General features: G+C 60.9%; 23 protein-coding genes, 2 tRNA genes and 1 other RNA gene. 22 read left to right on the forward strand and 4 right to left on the reverse strand.

Translation table 11 applies throughout. The features are described from left to right. The first annotated feature begins 368 nt into the window (after nucleotides 1-368). From CZ345_RS11785 to CZ345_RS11795, 3 genes are all read left to right on the forward strand, one after another. Nucleotides 369-1,070: a heavy metal-binding domain-containing protein gene (locus CZ345_RS11785; protein WP_077073330.1), complete on the forward strand. Its 702-nt coding sequence runs from the start codon at nucleotides 369-371 to the stop codon at nucleotides 1,068-1,070. A gap of 355 nt (nucleotides 1,071-1,425) precedes the next feature. Further along, a tRNA-Ser gene (locus CZ345_RS11790) sits at nucleotides 1,426-1,507 on the forward strand. 194 nt (nucleotides 1,508-1,701) lie between these two features. Then, complete coding sequence (locus CZ345_RS11795) at nucleotides 1,702-2,028, forward strand: Arm DNA-binding domain-containing protein (protein ID WP_077073331.1); 327 nt, start codon at nucleotides 1,702-1,704, stop codon at nucleotides 2,026-2,028. Nucleotides 2,029-2,167: 139 nt separating this feature from the next. Here CZ345_RS11795 and CZ345_RS11800 read toward each other — a convergent pair whose 3' ends face one another. Continuing rightward, nucleotides 2,168-2,749, reverse strand: coding sequence for a LysE family transporter (locus CZ345_RS11800; RefSeq protein WP_077073332.1), 582 nt, complete (start codon nucleotides 2,747-2,749; stop codon nucleotides 2,168-2,170). A gap of 745 nt (nucleotides 2,750-3,494) precedes the next feature. Here CZ345_RS11800 and CZ345_RS11805 point away from each other — a divergent pair. The 18 genes from CZ345_RS11805 (at nucleotide 3,495) to CZ345_RS11890 (ending at nucleotide 18,373) form a co-directional block, all read left to right on the forward strand. Then, complete coding sequence (locus CZ345_RS11805; RefSeq protein ID WP_077073333.1) at nucleotides 3,495-4,385, forward strand: LysR family transcriptional regulator; 891 nt, start codon at nucleotides 3,495-3,497, stop codon at nucleotides 4,383-4,385. A 504-nt stretch (nucleotides 4,386-4,889) separates the two neighbouring features. Next, nucleotides 4,890-5,108: a hypothetical protein gene (locus CZ345_RS11810; RefSeq protein ID WP_144277343.1), complete on the forward strand. Its 219-nt coding sequence runs from the start codon at nucleotides 4,890-4,892 to the stop codon at nucleotides 5,106-5,108. Nucleotides 5,109-5,110: 2 nt separating this feature from the next. Then, a complete protein-coding gene (locus CZ345_RS11815; protein WP_077073335.1) occupies nucleotides 5,111-6,589 on the forward strand; it encodes a hypothetical protein in 1,479 nt (492 codons plus the stop codon). Nucleotides 6,590-6,614: 25 nt separating this feature from the next. Beyond that, nucleotides 6,615-6,935, forward strand: coding sequence for a hypothetical protein (locus tag CZ345_RS11820; RefSeq protein ID WP_077073336.1), 321 nt, complete (start codon nucleotides 6,615-6,617; stop codon nucleotides 6,933-6,935). Further along, on the forward strand, nucleotides 6,935-8,614 hold the full coding sequence (locus tag CZ345_RS11825; protein ID WP_077073337.1) for an LPD3 domain-containing protein: 1,680 nt from the start codon (nucleotides 6,935-6,937) through the stop codon (nucleotides 8,612-8,614). The genes CZ345_RS11820 and CZ345_RS11825 overlap by 1 nt, the downstream gene beginning before the upstream one ends. Before the next feature lie 256 nt (nucleotides 8,615-8,870). Further along, a complete protein-coding gene (locus tag CZ345_RS11830; protein ID WP_077073338.1) occupies nucleotides 8,871-9,191 on the forward strand; it encodes a hypothetical protein in 321 nt (106 codons plus the stop codon). Further along, nucleotides 9,188-10,297 (forward strand): hypothetical protein, encoded by a 1,110-nt coding sequence (locus CZ345_RS11835; RefSeq protein ID WP_077073339.1) that lies wholly within the window; start codon nucleotides 9,188-9,190, stop codon nucleotides 10,295-10,297. The genes CZ345_RS11830 and CZ345_RS11835 overlap by 4 nt, the downstream gene beginning before the upstream one ends. 1 nt (nucleotide 10,298) lies before the next feature. Further along, entirely contained in the window at nucleotides 10,299-10,943 is a 645-nt protein-coding gene (locus CZ345_RS11840) for a phage adaptor protein (RefSeq protein ID WP_077073340.1), read from the forward strand. A gap of 1 nt (nucleotide 10,944) precedes the next feature. Next, entirely contained in the window at nucleotides 10,945-11,310 is a 366-nt protein-coding gene (locus CZ345_RS11845; protein WP_077073341.1) for a phage tail fiber protein, read from the forward strand. Between the two features lie 3 nt (nucleotides 11,311-11,313). Next, nucleotides 11,314-12,300, forward strand: a complete 987-nt coding sequence (locus CZ345_RS11850) for a hypothetical protein (RefSeq protein ID WP_077073342.1) — start codon at nucleotides 11,314-11,316, stop codon at nucleotides 12,298-12,300. Further along, nucleotides 12,291-13,763 carry a hypothetical protein gene (locus CZ345_RS11855; protein WP_144277344.1) on the forward strand — a complete coding sequence of 491 codons (1,473 nt, stop codon included), beginning with the start codon at nucleotides 12,291-12,293 and terminating at the stop codon, nucleotides 13,761-13,763. The genes CZ345_RS11850 and CZ345_RS11855 overlap by 10 nt, the downstream gene beginning before the upstream one ends. 321 nt (nucleotides 13,764-14,084) lie before the next feature. Beyond that, nucleotides 14,085-14,222 (forward strand): hypothetical protein, encoded by a 138-nt coding sequence (locus CZ345_RS16910; RefSeq protein ID WP_154674813.1) that lies wholly within the window; start codon nucleotides 14,085-14,087, stop codon nucleotides 14,220-14,222. After that, complete coding sequence (locus CZ345_RS11865) at nucleotides 14,219-14,476, forward strand: hypothetical protein (protein WP_077073345.1); 258 nt, start codon at nucleotides 14,219-14,221, stop codon at nucleotides 14,474-14,476. Before CZ345_RS16910 ends, CZ345_RS11865 begins: the two co-directional genes overlap by 4 nt. 286 nt (nucleotides 14,477-14,762) lie before the next feature. Next, a complete protein-coding gene (locus CZ345_RS16710) occupies nucleotides 14,763-15,350 on the forward strand; it encodes a hypothetical protein (protein ID WP_144277345.1) in 588 nt (195 codons plus the stop codon). A 483-nt stretch (nucleotides 15,351-15,833) separates the two neighbouring features. Further along, a complete protein-coding gene (locus tag CZ345_RS11875) occupies nucleotides 15,834-16,178 on the forward strand; it encodes a hypothetical protein (RefSeq protein ID WP_077073347.1) in 345 nt (114 codons plus the stop codon). 194 nt (nucleotides 16,179-16,372) lie between these two features. Then, nucleotides 16,373-16,846, forward strand: a complete 474-nt coding sequence (locus CZ345_RS11880; RefSeq protein ID WP_077073348.1) for a hypothetical protein — start codon at nucleotides 16,373-16,375, stop codon at nucleotides 16,844-16,846. 1 nt (nucleotide 16,847) lies between these two features. Next, nucleotides 16,848-17,402 carry a hypothetical protein gene (locus tag CZ345_RS11885; RefSeq protein WP_077073349.1) on the forward strand — a complete coding sequence of 185 codons (555 nt, stop codon included), beginning with the start codon at nucleotides 16,848-16,850 and terminating at the stop codon, nucleotides 17,400-17,402. Between the two features lie 119 nt (nucleotides 17,403-17,521). Then, nucleotides 17,522-18,373 (forward strand): hypothetical protein, encoded by an 852-nt coding sequence (locus CZ345_RS11890; RefSeq protein ID WP_077073350.1) that lies wholly within the window; start codon nucleotides 17,522-17,524, stop codon nucleotides 18,371-18,373. Here CZ345_RS11890 and CZ345_RS11895 read toward each other — a convergent pair. Together CZ345_RS11895 and CZ345_RS11900 are read right to left on the reverse strand one after the other, a co-directional pair. Next, complete coding sequence (locus CZ345_RS11895; RefSeq protein WP_077073351.1) at nucleotides 18,340-19,230, reverse strand: L-2-amino-thiazoline-4-carboxylic acid hydrolase; 891 nt, start codon at nucleotides 19,228-19,230, stop codon at nucleotides 18,340-18,342. The two genes, CZ345_RS11890 and CZ345_RS11895, sit on opposite strands and share 34 nt — an antisense overlap. Nucleotides 19,231-20,126: 896 nt before the next feature. Next, a tRNA-Leu gene (locus tag CZ345_RS11900) sits at nucleotides 20,127-20,211 on the reverse strand. 350 nt (nucleotides 20,212-20,561) lie between these two features. On the opposite strand from CZ345_RS11900, the gene ffs reads away from it, so the two are divergent. Next, an RNA gene (ffs, locus tag CZ345_RS11910) (signal recognition particle sRNA small type) lies at nucleotides 20,562-20,657 on the forward strand. A gap of 1,128 nt (nucleotides 20,658-21,785) precedes the next feature. On the opposite strand, the gene CZ345_RS17460 is transcribed toward ffs, so the two are convergent. Beyond that, nucleotides 21,786-22,139, reverse strand: a complete 354-nt coding sequence (locus tag CZ345_RS17460) for a phage regulatory CII family protein (RefSeq protein ID WP_077073353.1) — start codon at nucleotides 22,137-22,139, stop codon at nucleotides 21,786-21,788. Nucleotides 22,140-22,441: the final 302 nt, after the last annotated feature.

Consider the following 22,441-nt stretch of genomic DNA (forward strand, 5'->3'; position numbering starts at 1 on the left):
TTAAAAAGAGGCGTCTTGCAACGGTGAAAACGCCTTTCGTTTCACTCCCTGTACATGCCCCGGGGGCCCCCGTTATGGGGCGGGAGAAACTTTTCCCTGCATAACCGTGGAGAATATATGAAGCTTTCCTGAACGCGAAGAAAAAAAACGCGCCGGAAGGCCGGTTTTGCGCCGGGAAAAAAAAGCTATGTTATTTTTTTCATTTGTCAAAAGGGCCGAAGCTGCCCTCCGGGAGGGGCCGGAGCGCGGCTCTTGCCTAAGTGCCGTTCCGCACTTATACTTTTCTTTCGCCTGTTCTGTTTTTTCTTTTGCACGTTCCCGAAGCGTCGCCCGGAGGCTGCGGGACAAACGTAAAGGCGGGTAACACTATGCAGAATGCACTGGATTGCCGTATCTGCGGCAGGAAATTCAGCAAACGGGGCGGCATCCGTCACCTGTGCGCGGAGAGCATCGCCGATTTTGCCCGGTTTGATATTGACGCGCATGATATGTGCATGTCCTGCGCCATGGACAAGGTAAAGGAACTTTCCCTTGCGCGCGAAGAACGCCTGGGCGACCTCAAGGCGGAACTCGGTCAGTATCAGGAACAGATCCTCAAGGAGATAGAGGTATTCACCACCCCGCACCCCGAAACCTGGACGAGCGGCGTGAAGGGCGTGGTTTCCGGCTACGCGGTCATCGGCGTGGGGGCGTTCACGGGTATTTCCAACGTGCTTTCCGACTTCTTCGGCGGCGAATCCGAGGAATATCTCAAGAAAATACGCATGGCCGAACAGCGCGCCATCAACGTGGCCAAGATGCAGGCTCTGGAAATGGGCGCCAACGTCATTTCCGGCATCCGTCTGGAGGTGAAGAGCGGGTCCGCGGGTATGCTGCTTGTTTCCTGCGTGGGCACGGCTCTGGAACACGGCGTGGTGAACATGCCGGAATTTGCCAGAATGCGCGAACTTGCGGCCGAGTACAACAAGCTCAAGGGGCAGCGTATGCCCATTGTGGCCGGTACTTCCGAAAGCTACGCCGAACTTTCTCCCGAGAAGGACGGCACGTTCCATATGCCCGCCTACCTGTAGCGCGGCGCACCTTGACAGCTCCGTTTCTTTGGCCGTATGCTGTCTGCCGCTGTCGTGCGCCTCTTGCCTGAGAGGCACGGCGCAGGAACCTGATTCCGGGGCCGCAAGGCCCGGGTCGTGCAGGTTCCGCGCCCGCACAGCGTGTCCTGCGCAGACGGGACGACATGCTCCGGGATGGCAACGGAGAGGTCGTTCAACGCGCGGGGGCCCCCGGCCAGCCATCAGGCGGCCGGGCCGCGAGGGCCGCGCAGGCGGAATTCATTTCCGCCGCAGGCAAGGCCCGAGTCGTGCAGGTTCCGCGCCCGTACAGCGTGTCCTGCGCAGACGGGACGGAGCACCACGAAACACATTTTTAGGAAGGATGGCAGAGCGGCTGATTGCGGCGGGCTTGAAAACCGTTGAGGCCCTCCGGGGGGCAAATCCCTCTCCCTCCGCCAGAAAAAAATCCATAAAAGTTCCCCGTAGTCTGTAAACGTCTGCGGGGACTTTCTTTTTTCTTTTTTGTTCGTCTGTCATGAACTGGCGTGAATCGCGGTAGTACATGGACGACGCCATTTTTTGTTGGTACTTTTGTTGGTATCTGTTCCCGTCTGCCGGGGATGAAAAGTCGAGATACCAACAGGAAGTTTCCATGCCGTTGACAGATTCCAAGGTAAAAGCGCTGTACGGTCGCGCCCGGAAAGGGGAGAAGGTTGGCAAGGAAGCCGACGGCGGCGGGCTGAACCTGCAAGGCGGGAAATACTGGCGGTTCTCCTGTCGCTTTGCCGGAAAGCAGAAAACCCTTGCCCTCGGCGTGTACCCGGATGTTTCCCTGAAGCTTGCCCGGCAGGCCGGAGACCAGGACCGGGAGCTTTTCGCCCAGGGCACAGACCCCGGCGAACAGAGAAAGGCGCACAGAGCGGAGGCTGTTTCCTTTGCCGCGTCGGGACTGGGCGACTTTGAGCCCGGGGAGAAATGAGGGCTCCTCTTTTCTGCTTCATGCCGGGGCCTTCTCACAGGATAGGGACGGCATGGTTCTGCGTTGCGGATGGCCCGGGTCGTGCGGGTTCAGTACCCGGCGCCTGTCCTTCGGGGTTCCGGCGTGTGCAGGGGGGCGTTCAGCCCAGCATGGGAATGAGGCAGGCAAGGAGCAGAAGGGCCATGACGGCGTTCATGAGGGTTGCATGGTCGCGGAAGAAGCGCTGCAGCACGGCTCCGGCAAGCGCCCAGGCGACGACGCCCGCGGCCCCGATGAAGGTGAGCACGCCCATGCCGACCAGCAGAGATACCAAGGAGTGATTCCAGGGGAAGATGAAGCCCGAATAGGCGGTCATGCCGTAAATCATGATTTTAACATTGACGAACTGCAGGATGAAGCCGGTCATGAAGTCTGCCCCGGGTCTGGCGTTTTCTGTTCCGTCGTCCTTGGAGACGGCGATATGCCATGCCAGCCACAGAATATAGAGGCACCCGGCGTACTTCATGGCCGTCATGAAGGTTGCCGAGAGGGAAGAGAGCGAGAAAACCAGCAGGCCGCACAGGAACATCACGCTCAAGAATCCGGCACAGATGCCGAAAACGACCGGCAGGGCCCCCCGGAAGCCGCGCCGCACGCCCGTGCTCAGGGCAAGAATGTTGTTGGGGCCGGGGGTGAAGGCGGTGATGAAGGTAAAGGCCAGGAATGCGGGCAGCAGGGACATGACACTTCTCCTTGAAGACGGGGAGCACGAAGACAGGCGTAAAGCGTGGAAAGACCCGTGCCGACGGACGTTTTTTCGTGCTGCCGGAAATTCCCTTCGCTGCTTTTCCACAGGCGGGGCCGCCGGAACACGGACGGGTCTTGCCGCAGTTCCGACCATAGGGTAAAAACTGATATCGGAAAAGCGAATAATATAGATAATGAAGTTTTATGTTATCGATGAAAAGGCTGACGCAGACGGCAACAGGGGAGCGCGTTTGTGCGGAAGCGCCTCCGGTACAGAGGCGTGCGTGATTCGACAGGTTCCCGGAAAAGGGCCGTGTCGGCGGCTTCTGTTTTTTGCGGGACGCGGTGGAAGGCCTGCCGGGGCCGCATTCAGGGAGCGCAACAGGCGCCGGAGAACAGATTCCCGGAAGTCCCGGGGAGAACCGTGTCCGCCGACAGGGGACGGTGCGGAAAGGTTCCGGGCAGGCCGTGAGGGCGGCGCATCCGTGCGGCATTGAGGATCTTCCTGCCGCATCCGGGGGCGGAACATGAAGGCGGCCTTGCCGGGCATTCGGGAAATGCGGGTTCTGTGGGGATGTTCCCTGCGGGAAGAACGTTCTGCGGGGCACGGGGATTTCCGCCTTTCCCCGGCGGAACAGGCATCGGTCCTGTCGGAGCATGACGGAGCATGTTGCGTCCGGGCGGACTGGATGGTGCCGGATACCGGGCGTCCCGGATGTTGGGGAATAAGGAGACGGCGCATGGATATACGGAGTCTCAGCGTGGTGCAGGCCATTCTTGCCGAGGGAAGCTATCAGAAGGCCGCGCAGCGCCTTCACTGTTCGCAGTCCACCGTGACCTTTCAGGTGCGGCGGCTGGAAAACGAGCTTTCCCTGCGGCTTTTCGAGCGTGTGGGCAGGCGCATGGTGCTCAGCCGTGCAGGGAAGGATATTCTGCCGCATCTGGAGGCCGTGCTTTCGGGGATGCGGAACATATTGCAGTACGGCGGCGAAGGCGTGGAACCTGCGGGGCAGGCGCGCATAGGCGTGGCGGAATCGCTGCTTTCCTGCCTGATACCCCGTATGCTGGGCCGTTTCACGCAGAAGGCGCCCCGTGTGCGGCTGGAACTGCATTGCGCCAACTGCCACGACATACGCAACGGCGTGCTTTCCGGCGAGTACGACATGGGGCTGTACTACGATGTGGGCGGGCATACGAGCAGCCTTTCTCTGGAAAGACTGGGCCGGGCGGAAGGGGCGCTGGTGGCCGCTCCTTCCATGCCGGACAGTCTCAGGGACTTTACCTCGTTCCATCAGGAAAAAGACGTGGCCTTCATCATCAACGAACCGCGCAGCGTGTTCCGGGAACGGATGGAAGCATACCTGCGCGTGCGGGACATACGGCTGTCGAGCACCGTGGAAATCTGGAACATCGAATCCATACGGCGCTGCGTGGCGGAAGGCATGGGCGTTTCGTTTCTGCCGCGTTTTACCGTGGAGCGGGATATTGCGCAGGGCTCGCTTGTGGAAATTGCCGTGCCCATGGCGGAGAAGGGGGCGGATATTCTCTGCGTGCATCACCGAAACCGCGAAGAAGGTCCGGCCCTGCGCTGCTTCCGCGAACTTTTTGCGGAAGCGGCAGCCGGACTGTAAGGCCGTTTTTTTCCGTGCGGGGCGTGAGGGATGCCGCTTCTTCCGAAGCGTCTCCTTCGGCAGAGAAAACGCAGGGCGGGGAACTTTGCCGCCGCGCAGGGCCGGAGATGCTGGACGTGTGGACAGCGTGCCTTCCGCACGACGCCGGAGAGCGTGTGCTGCTGGACGTGAAGAGGCCTGTCGGGCTTTTGGGGGCCGATCGGAGCGGCACCGTAACGCCTCCCGGAGAGCCGTGACATCTGTTGCCGTGCGGGCAGGGGCTAAAAAGAACGTCGCTCTTCTGCCCGGCAGGGGGCGGGGCTCAGGAAAAGTCGTGGGAAGGCCCTCATGGGGCCGGGCAGAGCCGTTCCGGGCACGTTGTCCGGGCAAAAAAAGAAGCCCGAAGATGCGTTCAAGACTCCCACTGAAGGAAGCGCACCCCGGGCCTCAGCGAGAATTGTGCGGCAGAACGGGGGCTTCGTCAAGTTCCGGCATCGTGTCGCGCAAAAGCTCCCTCTTCAGGATGTGACGGAAATCATAAGGCAGAACAAAGAAGCGCAGAACGCGCAGAAATGCGGTTTTCAGAAAGCGTCCACCTTCCGGCGCGTGGCCTCCATCCCCGTGGCGGTGGCGGATATCGCGGCCGCGCAGGGGCTTGATATTCTGAACGCCCCGGAGGCCATGCGGAAATTCCTGAATGACCCGGACAACCGCGCCTTCCGCGCGAGGCCGGAGAGTGTGTAAGGATGGATGTGAAGAAGCCTGGCGGGATTCTGGGACTTATGACCGGAGCGGCAGCCGTAACGCCGGACGAGGCGGAAGCGGCGGTCTATTCCAAAGATGGTCGGCTCCTGCTGAATCTTCTCGATAAGGCGTCAAAGGGGGCCCTGCCGATGACGGAGCCGGTGTTCGAGTTTCAGGAACGATTGCCGAAAGACATGTTCAAGGCAGCAAGGGAAGATAATGGAGCGTTCCATACTCGCAAGTTAGCTGCTGATAGAAATGATATCCAGCATTACTGGAATGTCCGACATGGGCATATGTCCAATGAAGAAATAGAAGATCTGGTAGAGTCTCTGACTACAGGACAGAACAGATTTTATGTGCGTGCCAATAAACCCTATGCTGAAAGTGTTGGCGTTTTAGGGAGTAGCACAGGGGGAAGAGGTGCTTTACGACCTTCTGAAGAGTTTACCTATCTGCATCAGGTGAACCCATTAAGTAACAAACGGCTCCTCAACATGAAGAGCCGTGCCTGGGAAACGCCGGATGGTTCCGCCTTCCATCCTGATACCTCACACTCCCCTGAGGGAGGGGCCACGCAGCGAGCGTTCTCTGCTGACGGCGTTTCTGATGACTCCAATATACCCGCAATGGACGCGCTCCGCAAGGGCCTGCCGCCGCTTTTTGCGGGCGGGGCCGGGGCTGCGGCGCTTGCCCCGGGCGAGGCGCAGGCGGCGCAGAAGGGTGAATCCGGTGACGGTGCACCGTGGCGGAACGTCATGGATGAGATAACGCGCGGCCTCGGTCTCGGCACGCGCAACGTGCTTGAGGGCCTGGGCCGCGGGGCGACGCCGGGCCTTTCCGATCCGGGAAAGACGATATCGGACTTTTTCGGCCTTCCTGTTCCTGAAACGGATCTGGAAAAGAGAATGGCGTTTCTGGAAGGCGGGGCTGCGGAAGCCGTTCCGATGCTCTTTGGCGGCGGTGCCTTCCGGCTGACGGCCTTTCTCATGATTGTTTTCGTGATTTTCGTCTTTCCGATATGGACGTGTTTTCCAAGGGGATGCGCTGTGCAGGCGGGACGTGTTTTTCCCGGGGAAAGCGCAGGCGGCCCGGCGGGCGTTTTTTCTGCGGAGCATGTGCGCCGGGCGTTCTGCCCGGCGTTTTTGTTTTCGCCGGAGTTTTTTGAGGGCTGTTCCCGTCGTCGGCGGGCCCGAAAAGGGAAGACGCTCCGGGCGGAGGGGCGTTCCCTCGCCATGTACCTTTGTAAACGGAGCCTTGAGGAAGGTTCCCTTGCCGGAGGGGGGCGGCGAAAACGCGGGCCGCGACTGCCTCGGCCGCAGGGACAGGGAAGAGAGCATGTGTTTTTATCCCGGCCGGCTCCTGCGGCAGGTGCCGCGCGGGCTGAGGGCTTCGTCGTGCAGCGTGGTCTGCGGCCGGAAGGGATGCGGCAAAGACGCCCGGAGACGCCCTTCCTGTGCCGCGGGCCCTTGCCCTGCTAGACTCGGGGAAAAAAGAGGTGAAGTGATGCTTGAACTTTCGCAGGGGGTGCGCGGCGCGTGCCTGGGCGGTGCGGGCGGCGTGTGGGATTATGTGACGGAGGAGGGCGTTCTTTCCCGCCTTCAGGATGTGACGGAAATCATAAGGCAGAACAAAGAAGCGCAGAACGCGCAGAAATGCGGCTTTCAGAAAGCGCCCACCTTCCGGCGCGTGGCCTCCATCCCCGTGGCGGTGGTGGATATCGCGGCCGCGCAGGGGCTTGATATTCTGAACGACCCGGAGGCCATGCGGAAATTTCTGAACGACCCGGACAACCGTGCCTTCCGCACGACGCTGGAGAGTGTGTGATGGCGAAGATACCCCAGAAGTTCATGGGACTGCTCGGAAAGTTTGCCGACAGCCTCGACTACAATGATTTACCCAAAGGATGGGCGGATAATCCTGAGATAGTTGAAGCGGCCGGGGAGCTGTACCGCGATATGGGCACGGAAAGCCCGTTTTTCAAGGCCTGGTTTGGAAACTGGCCTGCTGCAAAAGCCTATCATGAAGCCGTATCCGGGAGACCGGTAGTGACGTTGACCGGAAAAGAATTTCAGAAGGATGGAGTGCCGCTGACGGAAAAAGTTCCGGCATGGTATGACGAGATGTTCCGAGGGGCGGTGCGAAGCCCGGAGCTTGGAGACGTGATCCTTGACCTTGAAGGCGTCAAAGATTCGATGGGGCACGGTATAGGTAGGGAAAAGTCGGCCGCGTTCGCTGCGGTGCCGGATATCATCAGAAAAGGAACGGTGTTTGACCGGCAAAGCAACTGGAAAGGGAGAGGGTACGACACGTCGGTGATATCCGCGCCCGTGCGTATCGGCGATACGGATTATGCCGGGGAAGTTGTTGTAAAAACAGGTAAAGACAGGCAGGGACTTTATCTGCATGAGGTGGAAAATAAAAAGAGGCTCGAAGATGCGTTCAAGACTGCCAACGGCAGCGCACCCCAAGCCTCACGATTGATTTTGGGGCAAAAGCTTGACGATGTCAAGCGCTCTTCCAAAGTCGTTGATGGTGAAGGCCGACCTCTTGTCGTTCACCACAATACAGACGCCGTTTTTGATACTTTTTCCACAGACAAGATAAACAGTCTGGGCGCTTATGGTGAGGGCTTTTATTTTGCCGAAAAGCCTGCGCCGTATGGCCCTCATCAGATGGATGTCTATCTGAAAGGAACGTATGGGTTGCCGGAAAAACGCGCGGCACGGCGTGCTGGCCTGCCGGTTCAGGATCTGGACTACGTCCATGTGCCTGATAAAGGTTATTGGATGGTAAAAGAGCCGAACCAGATCAAGTCCGTCCAGAATCGCGGCACATTCAATCCTGACGATCCGAATATTTATAAGGCGTTCCCATGGGCTATGGGAGGAGCAGGAACCGCCGCCCTTGCCCCGGGCGAGGCGCAGGCGGCGCAGAAGGGTGAATCCGGTGACGGTGCACCGTGGCGGAACGTCATGGATGAGATAACGCGCGGCCTCGGCCTCGGCACGCGCAATGTGCTGGAAGGCCTGGGCGGCGGGGCGACGCCGGGCCTTTCCGATCCGGGGAAGACGATATCGGACTTTTTCGGCCTTCCTGTTCCTGAAACGGATCTGGAAAAGAGAATGGCGTTTCTGGAAGGCGGGGCTGCGGAAGCCGTTTCGATGCTCTTTGGCGGCGGGGCCTTCCGGCTGACGGCCTTTCTCATGGTTGTTTTTCGTGACTTTCGTCTTTCCGATATGGACGTGTTTTCCAAGGGGATGCGCTGTGCAGGCGGGACGTGTTTTTCCCGGGGAAAGCGCAGGCGGCCCGGCGGATGCGGCGGGAGAGGCGAAGAAAGCAAACGTCCCTGCGGGCGTTTTTTCTGCGGAGCATGTGCGCCGGGCGTTCTGCCCGGCGTTTTTGTTTTCGCCGGAGTTTTTCGAGGGCTGTTCCCGTCGTCGGCGGGCCCGAAAAAGGAAGACGCTCCGGGCGGAGGGGCGTTCCCTCGCCATATACCTTTGTAAACGGAGCCTTGAGGAAGGTTCCCTTGCCGGAGGGGGGGGCGAAAACGCGGGCCGCGACTGCCTCGGCCGCAGGGACAGGGAAGAGAGCATGTGTTTTTATCCCGGCCGGCTCCTGCGGCAGTTGCCGCGCGGGCTGGGGGCTTCGTCGTGCAGCGTGGTCTGCGGCCGGAAGGGATGCGGCAAAGACGCCCGGAGACGCCCTTCCTGTGCCGCGGGCCCTTGCCCTGCTAGACTCGGGGAAAAAAGAGGTGAAGTGATGCTTGAACTTTCGCAGGGGGTGCGCGGCGCGTGCCTGGGCGGTGCGGGCGGCGTGTGGGATTATGTGACGGAGGAGGGCGTTCTTTCCCGCCTTCAGGACGTGACGGACATCATAAGGCAGAACAAAGAAGCGCAGAACGCGCAGAAATGCGGCTTTCAGAAAGCGCCCACCTTCCGGCGCGTGGCCTCCATCCCCGTGGCGGTGGCGGATATCGCGGCCGCGCAGGGGCTGGACATTCTGAACGACCCGGAGGCCATGCGGAAATTTCTGAACGACCCGGACAACCGCGCCTTCCGCACGACGCTGGAGAGAGTATGAGGATGGACGTGAAGAAGCTTGGCGGGATTCTGGGACTTATGACCGGAGCGACAGCCGTAACGCCGGATGAGGCGGAAGCGGCGCGCCCATGGAATGGGAAAGGCGTAGCCGATATTGTAGAGCAGATAAGGACAGGCAACATAAGAGGTGGTCTTCTTGGCCGCTTTTCAGAAGATGATCTTGGTGAGCTGCAGAAAAGAAATCCTGAATATACGAAACCTGAACATGTCATGACCGCCGAAGATGTCGCGCATGTCAAGAACTCACGGATCGACAAGCCGAAACAAAAACATAAAAAAACGCCTGATGAAGTTGGCGATATGCTGAACAGCATTACCACAAGCACCAGACGAAGGTTTGTTACGACAAAAGAAGGACACCCGACAGGTATTGTTGTACCGCATGGGAACACAACCTATCTGGGTATTCTTGAGCCTGAAGACGGAGGCAGGGCGGGCATATGGACTGTGTATGACCCCAAAACAGAAAAACTCCCCAACAAGTTGGGGAGTTCAGATTCGGGGAGGCGCAATGTCCCATCTAACTATGCCGCCGAAGACGGCTCGTTTACGCAGCGTCAGCTTTCTGCTGTCGAATCTGATAAAAAAATAAACTTTCAGGATCCACTTGTCAATGGAGCTGCCCTTCTTACCGGGACAGGTGCTGCGCTACTTTATCCCGGCGAAGCGCAGGCTGCTCAGAAGAATGCAGGCGGTGCTTCTTCGTGGCAGGATGAGATAACGCGCGGCCTTGGCCTCGGCACGCGCAACGTGCTGGAAGGCCTGGGCGATGTTTCAGATACGTTTTTGAATCAGCCCGTCAACGCCGTGGGGCGGCTTTTCGGATACGATATTGGGCTTGGCAACCCCGGCAAAGAGCTTGCCGACGCGATGGGGCTTCCTGTTCCTGAAACGGATCTGGAAAAGAGAATGGCGTTTCTGGAAGGAGGTGCTGCGGAAGCCGTTCCCATGATCCTGGGCGGCGGGGCCATGGCGAAGATGGCCGCCTCGCCTGTGACTCGCGGCGTCGGCAGGGAGCTTTTTGCCACGCCCGGGCGGGACATGGCCCTGGGCGGGCTGCTCGGAAGTTTCTTTGGAGGGGACTGATATGGCCGATCTTACCAGCTACACGGGGCTTTGCGAAGCCGTGGCCGACTACCTCGGCCGCGACGACATGACGGACAGAATACCCACCTTCATCGCCCTTGCGGAGCGGCGCATGAACCGGGAGCTCCGGCTCCGGCTCATGGAGCGGCGGGCGGAAGCGGAGGTGCAGGCCATGCAGAGCGCGGTTCCTCTGCCGTGGCGCAGGCAGGCGGGCAACTGGGACGTGTTTCTGGAAATGCGCGACCTTACCTTCATGGACGAAGGCGGCCGCACGGAGAATCTGCGCTACCTTCCGCCGGACACCTACGGGCAGAGGCGGGAGGCGGGCAGAGTGCGCGAATACACCATCATCGGGCGCGACCTGTTTCTTCTGCCTGCGCCGGACGGGCCGGGCAGGCTTTACCTCACCTATTATGCGGAAATAGAGCCGCTCGGCGAGAAGCAGCCGGACAATGCGGTGCTTCTCATGTTTCCCGATCTGTACCTTTACGGCGCGCTGGTGGAAAGCGGGCCGTTCACGCGGGGGAGCGCGCCCCTTGAGATGTGGACGCAGTACTATTCCGCCGCAAGGCAGAAGGCGGAGTCCTGTGAACAGCGGGCGCGGTTCACGGCCAACATCACCATGCGCCCGGCAAGGAGGATATAGCATGAGCCTGACCAATCACGGAGAAGACAAGCTGCTGACCCTGTTCAAGAACGAAGGGCCCTATTACCTTGCGCTTTTTACCGCGACTCCCGGGGAAACGGGGGGCGGCACGGAAGTGTCGGGCGGCGCGTATGCGCGCAGGCAGGTGACCTTCGGCAATCCTTCAAACGGCAGCATGAAGAACAGCGCAGCCATAGAGTTTCCCACGGCCACGGCCTCCTGGGGCACGGCGGTGGCCTGGGGGCTGTTCGACGCGGCCACAAGCGGAAACCTTGTGTGGTACGGGAGCATCACCGATCCCAAGGAGCTGCTCAAGGGAGATATCTACCGCATCAACGCAAACGGCCTCACGCTGACCATGGACTAGGCCATGGCGGGTTCCTTCAAGGCGACAAAGGCTCCGCCGCAGACGCTGGAGCGGCTCGATACCTGGGGAACGCTGGATGAGCTGCCGTGGTCGCTGGACAGTTCCGTATGGACCACGGCGGGCGAATACGCCCTCACGCTTTCGGAACCCTGCAAAAGCGGGCAGTCGCTTGCCCCGGTACGGAAGAAGGTCATCGCGCTTCCCGGTTCGGGCAAAAGCGGACAGTCGTTTTCCGCCCTGCGCGTCCGTACGGGCGTCCGCACGGATGCGGCGAAAAGCGGGGCGACGGCGTCGTTTCTGCGCAGGCGTCCCTTTGCCGGCGCAGGCGCGGCGCAGAGCGGGCAGGCGCTTGCGCTTCTGCGGGTGTTTTTCTTCACGGCGTCGGCCGGAGGGGAGAGCGGAGCGCTTCTTTCCTCTCTTCGGGTACGCACGGCGTCTCTTTCCGGCCTTTCGGCGCGTTCCGGTCAGGCGGAGGAATCCCTTCGCGTGCGCTGTGTGTTTCCTGCCGGGGGCGACGTCGTCTCGGGCGGGGCGTTTTTTGCCCTGCGTATCCGCGAGGATGTGCGTGAGGATGCCGCGCTTGCAGGCGGGCTTCTTCCCCTTCTGCGCGTGCGGCCTTTTTACGGCGCAGGAGAAGCGGAAAGCGGGCAGACGTTTGCGCTTTTGCGTGTGCGGCCCCTTGCGGGCTCGGGGCAGGGTGCGGGCGGGGAGGCTTTTTCCTTTGTCCGGGTGCGGACGACGCCTCTTTCCGGCCTTTCGGCGGATACGGGGCAGAGCATCGTTTTTCTTCGTGTGCGCTGCATCGAACCCGGCCCGGGTACGGGCGCGGCGGGAGCGGCGTTTTTGGCGGAATACAAGGGATGGGGCTGGACGCCGGCGCAGCATGAGGATGGAAGCTGGACGCAGGCGCAGGGCGCGCCCTCTGCGCCGTGGAGGGAGATTCCCCGGCCCGGCGATGCGGCATGGGTGGAGGTGGTACAGTGGCAATGACGAAAACAAGGCTCGATTTCGGGCCGTGGGAACCGGACGCCGCGCTTCTGAACGGCACGCAGGCCCCGGAGGCGCGGAACGTCATTCCCTCCGCGCGGGGGTACCGGCCCATGTCTTCCGTGGCGGAACTGAAGTTCGATGCTCTGCCTTCGCAGGTGAAGGCGGCGTATGCGCGGCGCGACCTGTACGGCACGAACATTGCCTTCGCGGCCACGCAGGAGGGGCTTTATACGCTGGAAGGCGCTTCCTGGGTGCGGAAATACGCGGGGGAAACGGCGATTCCTGTGCGAGCCTTTGCCGAATACGGCGATGCGGTGTACGCGCTCTTCGGCTCCACGCTGCTGAAAAGCACGGTTGCGGGGACGGCGCAGGATTTCGCGGCCGTGGAAGGCGCGCCTGAGGGCGAGGTTCTCGGCGTGATACGCGACTTTCTGGTGCTGGGGCGGCTTTCGGAGAGGAGAAACGCCATACGCTGGTCGGGGCTGGACAGGCCGGACGAGTGGCCGGAACCGGGCAGCAACGATGCGCAGTACATCCAGTCCGACATTCAGGTGTTTCCCGTAGGCGGGCAGGTGCAGGCCGTGGTGGGCGGCGTAGGCGGCGTGGACGGGCTTGTCTTTCTGGAGCGGGCCATACAGCGGGCCACCTATGTGGGCACGCCCTACATCTTCCAGTTCGACACCGTGGACAGGGAACACGGCTGTGCGGCTCCGTATTCTCCCGTGGTATGCGGCGGCGCGTGCGTGTTCCTTTCGGAAGACGGCTGGCGCATGACCGACGGCGTGAGCGTGAAGGCCATAGGCGTGGAGCGGGTGGACGAATGGTTCTTCAACACCCTTTCGCCGGAAAGGATGGGCGACGTGCGCGGCGTGCACGACAACAGACATCACATCGCCCTGTGGAGCTTCGCCACGCCGGACGCGCCGCCCGGCGTACACGACAGGCTGCTTGTGTACAACTACATGCTCGACCGCTGGTCCTGCGGCGAGACGGATACCGAAATGCTGTTTCAGGACTATTCGCGCGGCGGCATGACGCTGGAAGATCTGGACGCCTTCGGCACGCTGGACGCGCTTCCCTTTTCCTCACTCGACCTTGCCGTGTTCAAGAGCGGGGAACTCAGCGTGGTGTCGTGCTTTACCGCAGCGCATGAACTTGCGGGCTTCAACGGCCCGACGATGGAGGCCGTCATCGACACGGCGGAACACGGCGGGGACAGAATGATGGTGCACGGCCTGCGCCCTCTGGTGGACAGCGGCGCGGCCGAGGCCCTGCCCGTGTATCGTACGAGGGAGATGGATGCGCGCAGATTCGGCGCATACGCAAGGCAGCAGCGTGACGGGGTGTGCTACCAGCACCTTTCCACCGTGTACCTGGCCGCGCGGGTGCGGATTCCCGCCGGGGAGAACTGGAGCCATGCCGTGGGCGTGGAAGCGCTCGTCGAGCAGGAAGGAGGGATGTGAGGACGCCGTGAACGCGGCGTGGGGAGGCATGGGGCCGTGGGGAAGGCGGGGAGGGGCCGCCTGGCGGTGGGGAGGGAAGGTGCGGGCGGGAGAAACAGGTTGCCTTCTGCCTCAGGGGGCGGCAGGCCCGGGCGCACAGAGCGGGCGCGCGGGGAAGAGCGCGCAGGCCGCGCGGGATGCCCCGGGAGGGCGGAGGAGGCAAAAGCGCGGGGAAGAAGAAAGGAGGGGATGCCGGGAGGGCGACTTCCACCGACGTTTCTTTCTTTCGGGCGAGGGGCCGCAGAGCTCGCGGAAAATACGAGGAAAAACAGGGAGCGATATATGGATGTGAGAAAAATCGGGGGACTGTTGGGACTTCTTGCCGGAGTGGAAGCCGTGAGGCCGGAAGAGGCGGAAGGTGCGGTATTACCGGATTTTCCTGCCAAGTTTTTAAAGGCGGTATCCAAGGAAAACAGATGAAGATTCCGGCAGGAACATTTGAGGATGAGATATTTGCCCAAGTTCAGAAACAGTATCCAGAGGCAAAAAATTCTGTTTATGCTTTGACGCATCCTGCCTATTCAAGGGCCGAAAAACAAGGGTGGAGTGCGGAAAGAACCCTCGATGCTCTCACAGAACTTTTAGATGCAAAACAGGGAACTCTGGTAAAAAAACTGGAAGCAACCCGCAAAGGAAAGGCATCAGGCTCTATACGGTACACTTGTGCCGTATGACGTTGACCCCATATTTTCACCATTTTTTTTGGATAAGCATCATAATATTATTCTTAAAACAGTCTTCAATCCTTCAAATGAACGAATGAAAAAACTCGGTTACGGCGTGGAAGGCGGCAAACCCTTCATCTCCAGGAATCTTCAAGGAACGAAGTCCATGCCTGGTATACAGCCGCTGCCAATTTCTGTTGTCGCGCCGCAACCGAGTGTAGAAATGACGTTAGGTGTACTTTTACAAGGAGTCAAGAGGAACCGACGGAGCGTTGTGGGGTTGGGCGGCGGAGCCATGGCTTTTTCTCCCGGTGCGGCGCAGGGCCGGGAGCCTTCATCGTCTTTTGCAGACGACCGTTCATGGGCGGTGGATGAGAACGGCGAGCCCATCCCCGACATTTCCGGCGGCGTGGCGCTGGCCGGAGAGGCCGGGCGCGGGCTGGGCCTTGGGGTACGCAATGTGCTGGAAGGTTTCGGTTCTCTGACGGATACGCTTCTGAACCGGCCCGTCGACGTCTTCGGGAATATGCTCGGCCGTGATGTCGGCCTGACGAACCCGGGAAAGGCCTGGGCCGATGTCATGGGCCTTCCCGAGGCGGAAACGGACATGGAACGGAACATAGCCTCCGTGTCGCAGGGAGCTGTTGCGGACATACCCCTGATGCTGACCGGAGCGGGCATGGCAAAGATGGCGCTCACCCCCGTGATGCGCGGCGTGGGCAGGGCGCTTGTCGCAAGCCCGGTGGCGGATACGGTGCTGGAGGGATACTGGGCCTTTTTGACTGAGGCGCGGCTCGAATGCGCAGGCCGCGGGGGATGCTCCGGGAGGGCGGGCGCGTCCCCGCAGGAGGCGGCCCGCCGCGGAACAAGCCTGGGCCCGTAGTGTGCAGAGTTTAAAACATGATTCTAGTAACGGGGGCAGAGGGTCAGCGGGACAAAAAGACCCGGTTTCTCCAGGGCCTGCCTCTGACACGCATCTAGATGTGTATAAGAGAAAAAGGCGGCCCGCCGCGGAACAAGCCTGGGCAGGGCGATGCGTGAAGGGCGCGTCGCCCTTTTTTCGTGCCCGGCATTTTTTCCGCCGCGCCGGGGCAGGGGGCCGCACGCCGGGCCCCCGCCGTTCTCCCTTTTCCGTGCCGCCCATGTCTCCTCCCGCGGCGCTCCGCTCCAGAAGCTTCAGAATCCATATTCCTGACGATACTCCCCTCTTCCTGCCGCCCCTCTCCCGAGGTCTCCCCCTTTTCCCCTCCCGCTCTTGTTTTCTTTCCCCGCCGGTACTTCTTTTGTTCCTCCCTTCCGCGGTACTGCCGCTGTGCCGCGCCGCGCCGGCGTGCCATGGAGAAGAAAAGCCTTTCAAGGAGGGAATATGGCCAATTTCGTTCCGCAGGTGCCTGCGTCCACCCCGGCGCAGATGCTGGCCCTTGCCGTGGGGGTGAACGCGGCGCTCAGGGGCGACACGGCCAATACGGGCCGCGCCGTCTGTGCCGCAGGAGAAACTTCCCTTACCATCAGGGACGGACGTTGCCGGGCCGGGCGGCTCGCGCTGCTTGTTCCGCTGGACGAGGCGGCGGCCCGGGCCGTGTGGTGGCTTTCCGAGATGACGCGCGAGAGCATGACCTTCCGTTTTGCCGCCGCGCCGGGCGAATGCGCCTTCGGCTGGGCGCTCATCGGCACAGGAAGCGAAGGCGGCGATGCGGAGAGCGGAGCATGAGGCCGCATGGGGCGGCGCGCTCTTCGCCTGCACGGCTTGCGGGAAAAGGGCCCCGGCCGCTCTGGGCCGGAAATGCCGCAGGAATGAACCTTCCGGCAGGAAGGCGTGTTGCGCAAGGCGCATGAAGCAGGCGCTTTTCTCCGGCGAAGCCCGGCCTTCCGGGCAACGGCATGTGCAGAACACAGGAGGATATCATGGCAGGACTGTATGTGAGGCAGGTTTCTCCCAACACGTCCGCCCCCGCCATGCGCGTGGCGGTTTCGCAGGGGGCGGCGGGGGGCATACCCCGGGGAGGGAGCGTTTCCTTTCCCCGTGAGGATGCGGGGCTGGACGCGGCAAAGCTCGGCGGGCTGCTCGGCCTTTTCGGCAGCGGCGCAGGCGGGAGCGAAGGCGTGTTCAACGCCTCCGTCATGCCGGGCGCAGGGCGTGAGCTGGCCTTTCCCGCAGGCACGCAGGCTGCGGACACGGCGGCCATGCTGCAGGGGAGCAACGTGGATGCAGCCTCCCGCATGGCGGAGGGCGTGACGGACCTTCCCCTGCCGACCATGGCGGGGAACGGGGCCGGAACTTCCGGGGCGGGCATGAGCGCCGATATGTCCGGCCTGAAGATGGGCTTTACCCCGCTTCGCGCAGGTTCCATGCTCGACCTTTTCGGCCTCGGGGGGTGATATGGGCGAGTTTTCCCGCATGTACAGAAGCGACCTTTCGGACAGGGAATTCATGCTCTTCTGGCGCAGGCTGAAGGAGTCGGGCCGCGACACGGCCACCTTTTACAACGTGCCGCCCATGAATGAGCGCGCCTTTGCCGCCTGGGCGCGTTCGGAAAACGTGCATCCGTGGATCATCCTTTTCCGCGGCGAGGCGTGCGGGCTGTTCTGGCTTACCGATCAGGAGGGCGCAACGGCAAAATGCCATTTCGCCACCCTGCCCCAGGGCGCACGGCGCACGGCGGGCGGCATGAGCGTGACCCAGGCCTTCGGGCGCTATGCGCTCTCTTCGGTGCTCCATGCCCGCGATGAGGAGGGGCGGCACCTTCTGGACCGCTGTTACGGCGTCACGCCGCTGTACAATCAGGCGGCCATACGCTTCATCCACAGGGTGGGAGCCATGGATATCACCGTTCTGCCCGGAGCGGTGTTCAACTTCGCCACCGGGCACAACGCCGATGCGCTTCTCACCCTGTACACGCGCGATACCGTGCCCGCGGAGTACGCGGCGCTGTAGGCGCGCACGGCCGGGGAGGCGCGGCAGGCAACGCGGCAGGAGGCCGGAACGCATTGCGGGCATCCCGCCGGGGCGGTTCAGGTTCTCCCTGCCGCATCAATCATGAAAAAGGAGGCTCCATGGGAGGAGGAAAGGGAGGCGGCAGCACCACCACGGTGCAGAAGGCCGATCCGTGGGAAGGGCAGCAGCCCTATCTGAAGGAAGTGTTTGAAGAGGCGCAGAAGCTGTACCATAACGGCGGCATGGCGCCCGATTACTACCCGGGGCAGACGGTGGCCGATCAGTCGGAGTGGACGCAGAACGCCCTTCAGATGCAGGCGGACAGGGCGCAGAACGGCAGTTCCCTCATCGACAACGGTTCCAACGCCATGAACAGCATCACCACCGGGCAGGCGCTTGCGAACAATCAGGGTCTGAATACGCTGAATGAGCTTTCGCAGGAAGACAATCCCTATGTGGACGAGCTGTTCAACCGCGCGAATTCGCAGGCTCAGGCCAGCCTTGAAGGGAATTTCAACCGTGCGGGGCGCTACGGTTCCGGCGCGCACGAGGCGGCCTCGGCCGATGCGGCGAACAATCTCGCAAGCGAAATGTATTCCGCCCTGTGGGACAAACGGGCCGATGCCGCCGCGCAGGCGGGCCAGCTTTACAACACGGGCACAGGTCAGCAGGTGGTGGCCGCGCAGACGGGGCAGCAGCTCGCCAATCAGGCCTATACCGACGCGGCGGCGCTGGGCGAGGCCGGGGCCGCCATGGACGACTACAATCAGCAGAAAATCAACGCCGATATCGACCGCTACAACTACACGCAGAATCAGGCGCTTCAGGCCCTGCAGAACTACAACAATCTCATTCAGGGCAGCTACGGCGGCACCACCACGGGCACGGGGCAGCAGAGCGGCGGGAGCGCACATCTCCCGCAGGCGTCTGCGGAAAACTACGCTTCGAAGGGCACCCCGAAGGCGCGGTAGAATTCCTCTTCAAAAAGCTTTCTCGGACGAGGGTCGTCGTAACAGGCCCAGATGGCCGCCCCCGGACCGTCGGGAGCGAAGTCGAGCGGCGTATTGGCCAGCGCGAAGCTGCGGTCGAAGGGCCGGTTCAGCGCGGCGGCGCGGGCCTTGAGGTGGGAGGCGAAATCCTCGGCAAAGTCGCGCAGGGCGCCGCGCATACACGCTTCGCCCTTTTCGCCGTAGGCGTCGAGCATGACGACGACGATGTTCTGGATGATGCGCACGCAGAGCATGGTGAAGCCGTCATGGGCCGACACGGGTTCCAGAGGCTGCACCTTTGCGGGATCGAAGTCGGGGTCGAACTCGGCAAAGGCTTCCTTTCTTTCCTCCGGCGTCAGGTTGCCGGGACGCAGATACACGGAGAAACGGCAGAACGAATCATCCTGCGTGAGGGTCTGACTCAGATTCGTCTGGGAATGGGGGGCGTAGGCGCCGAACTTGGCGTGATGAAATTCCTCGCAGTACAGCCTGCCGAGGCGCAGCCCGTCCATGCTGCGCCACATCTCGGCAATGGGGCAGACCAGCGTTTCGGAAAAGCGTTCCTGCGAGGTGAGCCTGATCTTGTTGCGGCGGAAACGCGGGTCGCCGGGCAGATCGCCGTGACCGAAAAGGTTTTCCATGTTGAGCTTGAGCCCCGCCTTCCTGTGCTTCTCGCGCTGGGCGAGTCCGCGGTCGATGCCGAACTGGCGCACGGCGGCGCGCAGCAGCGGTTCGCCGTCGATGCCGAATTCCCTGTCCGCCGCAGAGGCAAGGTGCAGGTACAGTTTCGACCACGCGTCCTGATAGTTGGCGATCTCAAGTTCCTGTTCTCTTGTCATGCCTTCCCTTCTCCTAGTTGAAAAAAGACGGCCTTGCGGCCCGGTTAGCATATTTCATTAGAGTATGATCATGTTGTTGAAAAACCATGCCTTTGTCAACGCCCCATTTCCGCCGGACACCAAAAAAGCTTCTCTGGAGCAAAGTACGGAGGCCGTTGTTTCCCGGCTCCATCAGGCCCCGCCCCTCCGCCGACAACGCATCCGGCCTGCAGTTTTCTGTTTCTTGCCCCGGGTCGACGAAATCGGCTCAAGCGTGCTCTGCTGAAGTCAGGCCGTAGTTACGCAGCGTTCCCCACGCATACCGGTTCACCATGCGTGCTTCGGAAGACATGCCCGGTGTACATGAAAAAAGTTCGTATGTTTCCGGTCAGTTCCTCCCAGCAGCAGAGGCTTACGCACCGCTTCTGCTTTCCCGGCCATCGCGGCTCTTCAAACATGCCGTATCCGGCACGAACGTCGCATGGTATTTCATCCGATATCGCATTTAATTTTTATAGAATAAAAATATTGAATGGTTATCACTGATTATTTCACTCTTGCGACAAAAAACAATATCGCGCCATAAACATGCGTCACATCGGCACACAAGAGCAGAAGAACACGCGCCGGCATATTTCCGCATTATGCCATGGAAACATATTTTGATATTAACGGATATCTTCCGTTCATTGCTCTTTTTCCCCGGAAAAAACTTCCCTTGAGGCAGCTTTCGGCGGGCAGTTTTCTCCCGGAAAAATTTTTCCGGCGTCCTCCGCATCCCGCCAGATGCAGACCGTTTTGCCTCCATCGCTCTTTCCCGACGCAGAAAAAAAAGCCCCGCCGGGGGAGGGCGGGGCCAGAGGGCGGGGTAAAGCAAAAGGGCCGCGAAAAGAATTTCGCGGCCCTTACATGCTGACTGGTGCCCAGGGGGAGACTCGAACTCCCACGCCATTCGGCGCTACCACCTCAAGATAGTGTGTCTACCAATTCCACCACCTGGGCACAGCAGTTCTTCTATAAAAAAGGCAGGGCTTTGGCAAGCATTTTTCCGCCTCTTTTTTCATTTTTTCCGAAGACGAATATTTTTGCTTTTCTTTACAGACAGTTATCACAAAAAAGACACCCGAGAAGAAGGCTGCCTCATCATGAAAAGGCTCTGCTCCGCCGCAGGAATATGGTCGCAGGCGAAAAAAACGGCCTGTTTCTGCCGCGGCAAATACCCGGAAAAAGGCCGGAAGCCCCCCCCGCCCCCGTTTCTTTTTCCCTCCCGTTTTCCGTCGGGAAGCGGCGCCTTCCGGGGCGGAACTTGACAAAAGCGCTCTGCCCGGATAGGGTATTTTTCCGACAACGATTTCAGGGAACCGGACGGCGGTCGCGCCGCCAACCCCGCCAGGTCCGAAAGGAAGCAACGGTAACGGTTGTTGCCGGGTGTCCGGTTCCCAAAAGGGCGCAAGTCACTTGCGCCCTTTTGTTTTATGCTCCGCTGCGCATCTTCGGCGGCCGCAATGCTCTGCCGTGTTCTTCCCCGTTCTTTTTGCATCTGTCCGGGCAGGGAGTATTCCCTCTGAGGAGCGTCCGGTCTCGGCGGCCTTACGGCTTTTGTGCTCCGGCTGCGTATGCCCGCCGGCAAAAACGGCATATGACCGCGCCGCAAAAAAAGCACGGACGCCCTTTCCGACAACGATTCCCGCCGTGCCTGAACAGAAAAATACCGTGTCAGGCACGATGAAACCTCCCCCGCCGCCTGAGACATGCGGGAGTGTTCCCTCCGCCCCTCTGCGCCCGTCTTCTTCCCCGCCCGGCACGGCCGACGCACAGGCACGAATTCTGTACGACTGGTTTTCAGGGTCCCATTCTCCTCATGCACGCCGCCGGGCCTGCCGTACCCGCAGACAGGAAACACGCCGCGGTGACTGGCGCCGCTGCGGAATGCCCCATGCCGTGTGCCCTCAGCCAGAAAGCGCCCTGTGCAGAACCCCGTTTTCCCGTTCCGCCGCCTGCGCGGAAAAGAAACGGGGACGACGGCGGCTCTCCTTCCGCCCTCGTCCCCGTTCTTCCTTCGCGCCGCCATGGCGCGTTTCAAGGCATTTCCTCTGTGAAAGCTCCGGCCTCTGCGGTCGTTACGGCTCCCGTGTCGCGGCGCATATGCGCGCCCGCTCTTGCAGCATAAACACGGTTCTGCCGCCCCGGGCTCCCGTCAACGCCGCCGCGGTCCTCTCTGCGTTCTGCAAGAAACGGACGACCGCAGCCTCGTGACGGCTCTCCCTCAGGCGTTCTTCAGCGGACCGTGCCGCCGTTACCCGAAACCTGAGCGCAGGACATACGCCCGGGCCGTCGATAGAAAAGGTTTGTTGTATCCGCCTGAAAAGGTTCCGTGAAACATGCGCCTTCCCACGTTGCGGAAGGGAACCTGCGAAAACCGCATGACACCAGGCGGCATATCCCCCCACCGGTTCCTCCGCTCCGGGCGCATTCTGCGAACGATTCCTTCGCCGGCCGCATTCTCTGCCTTCACGGCGGAATGTGCAGGCCGCGGCCCTGTTCCCTCTGCATCCGTTTTCTGAGGCGGTGCCGGATCAGACTCTGCGCTCGAGCTCCCCGCTCTGTCCGCCTTCCATCATGGGCACCCCCATCTGCGCGCCCGAAGGCTGGGCCTGAAACGCGCCGGGCGTGACGTGCGGGGCCTCCGCCCTGCTCGACACCAGAGAATAGCCGAGTTTGCCCGCCATATATTCCAGCGGCTTGGTATCTCCCGTCTGCAACATGATCTGCAACAGCGTTTCCGCGCCCAGCTTCGCGCCCGTATCGTACGGATTCACTTCACGCAGAAGCGTGGAATAGGGCTTGCCTATGGCCTTTGCCAGATCTTTGGCAGGCACCGGGTTATCAAGCACCAGATTATGAATGAGTGTGGAAAGTTCCGATACCATAAAAACCTCCTTGCTTTTCTGAAAACCTGTTTTTCTCTCCGGTACCCCTGTCGCTTTCATAAGGAAATGATACAAAAACACCGGTCTCAGTGTATTCCATTTTTGATACTGCACGTCAAGGAAAACACAATAAAAAATAATACATTTCAATGTTATAGAATATCGCTCGTCCCGAATCGGCAACATGACGGCAGCGGTGCATCCCGTGGGCCGGAAAAAACGCCCGAAACGCCGCCCTGTACCTCCGTCTTGCAATCCGACTTGCAACTTTTCTTCGTATGGCCTAAAAAGAACAAAGTACC

The organism is Mailhella massiliensis, from assembly GCF_900155525.1.
GTDB lineage: Bacteria > Desulfobacterota > Desulfovibrionia > Desulfovibrionales > Desulfovibrionaceae > Mailhella > Mailhella massiliensis.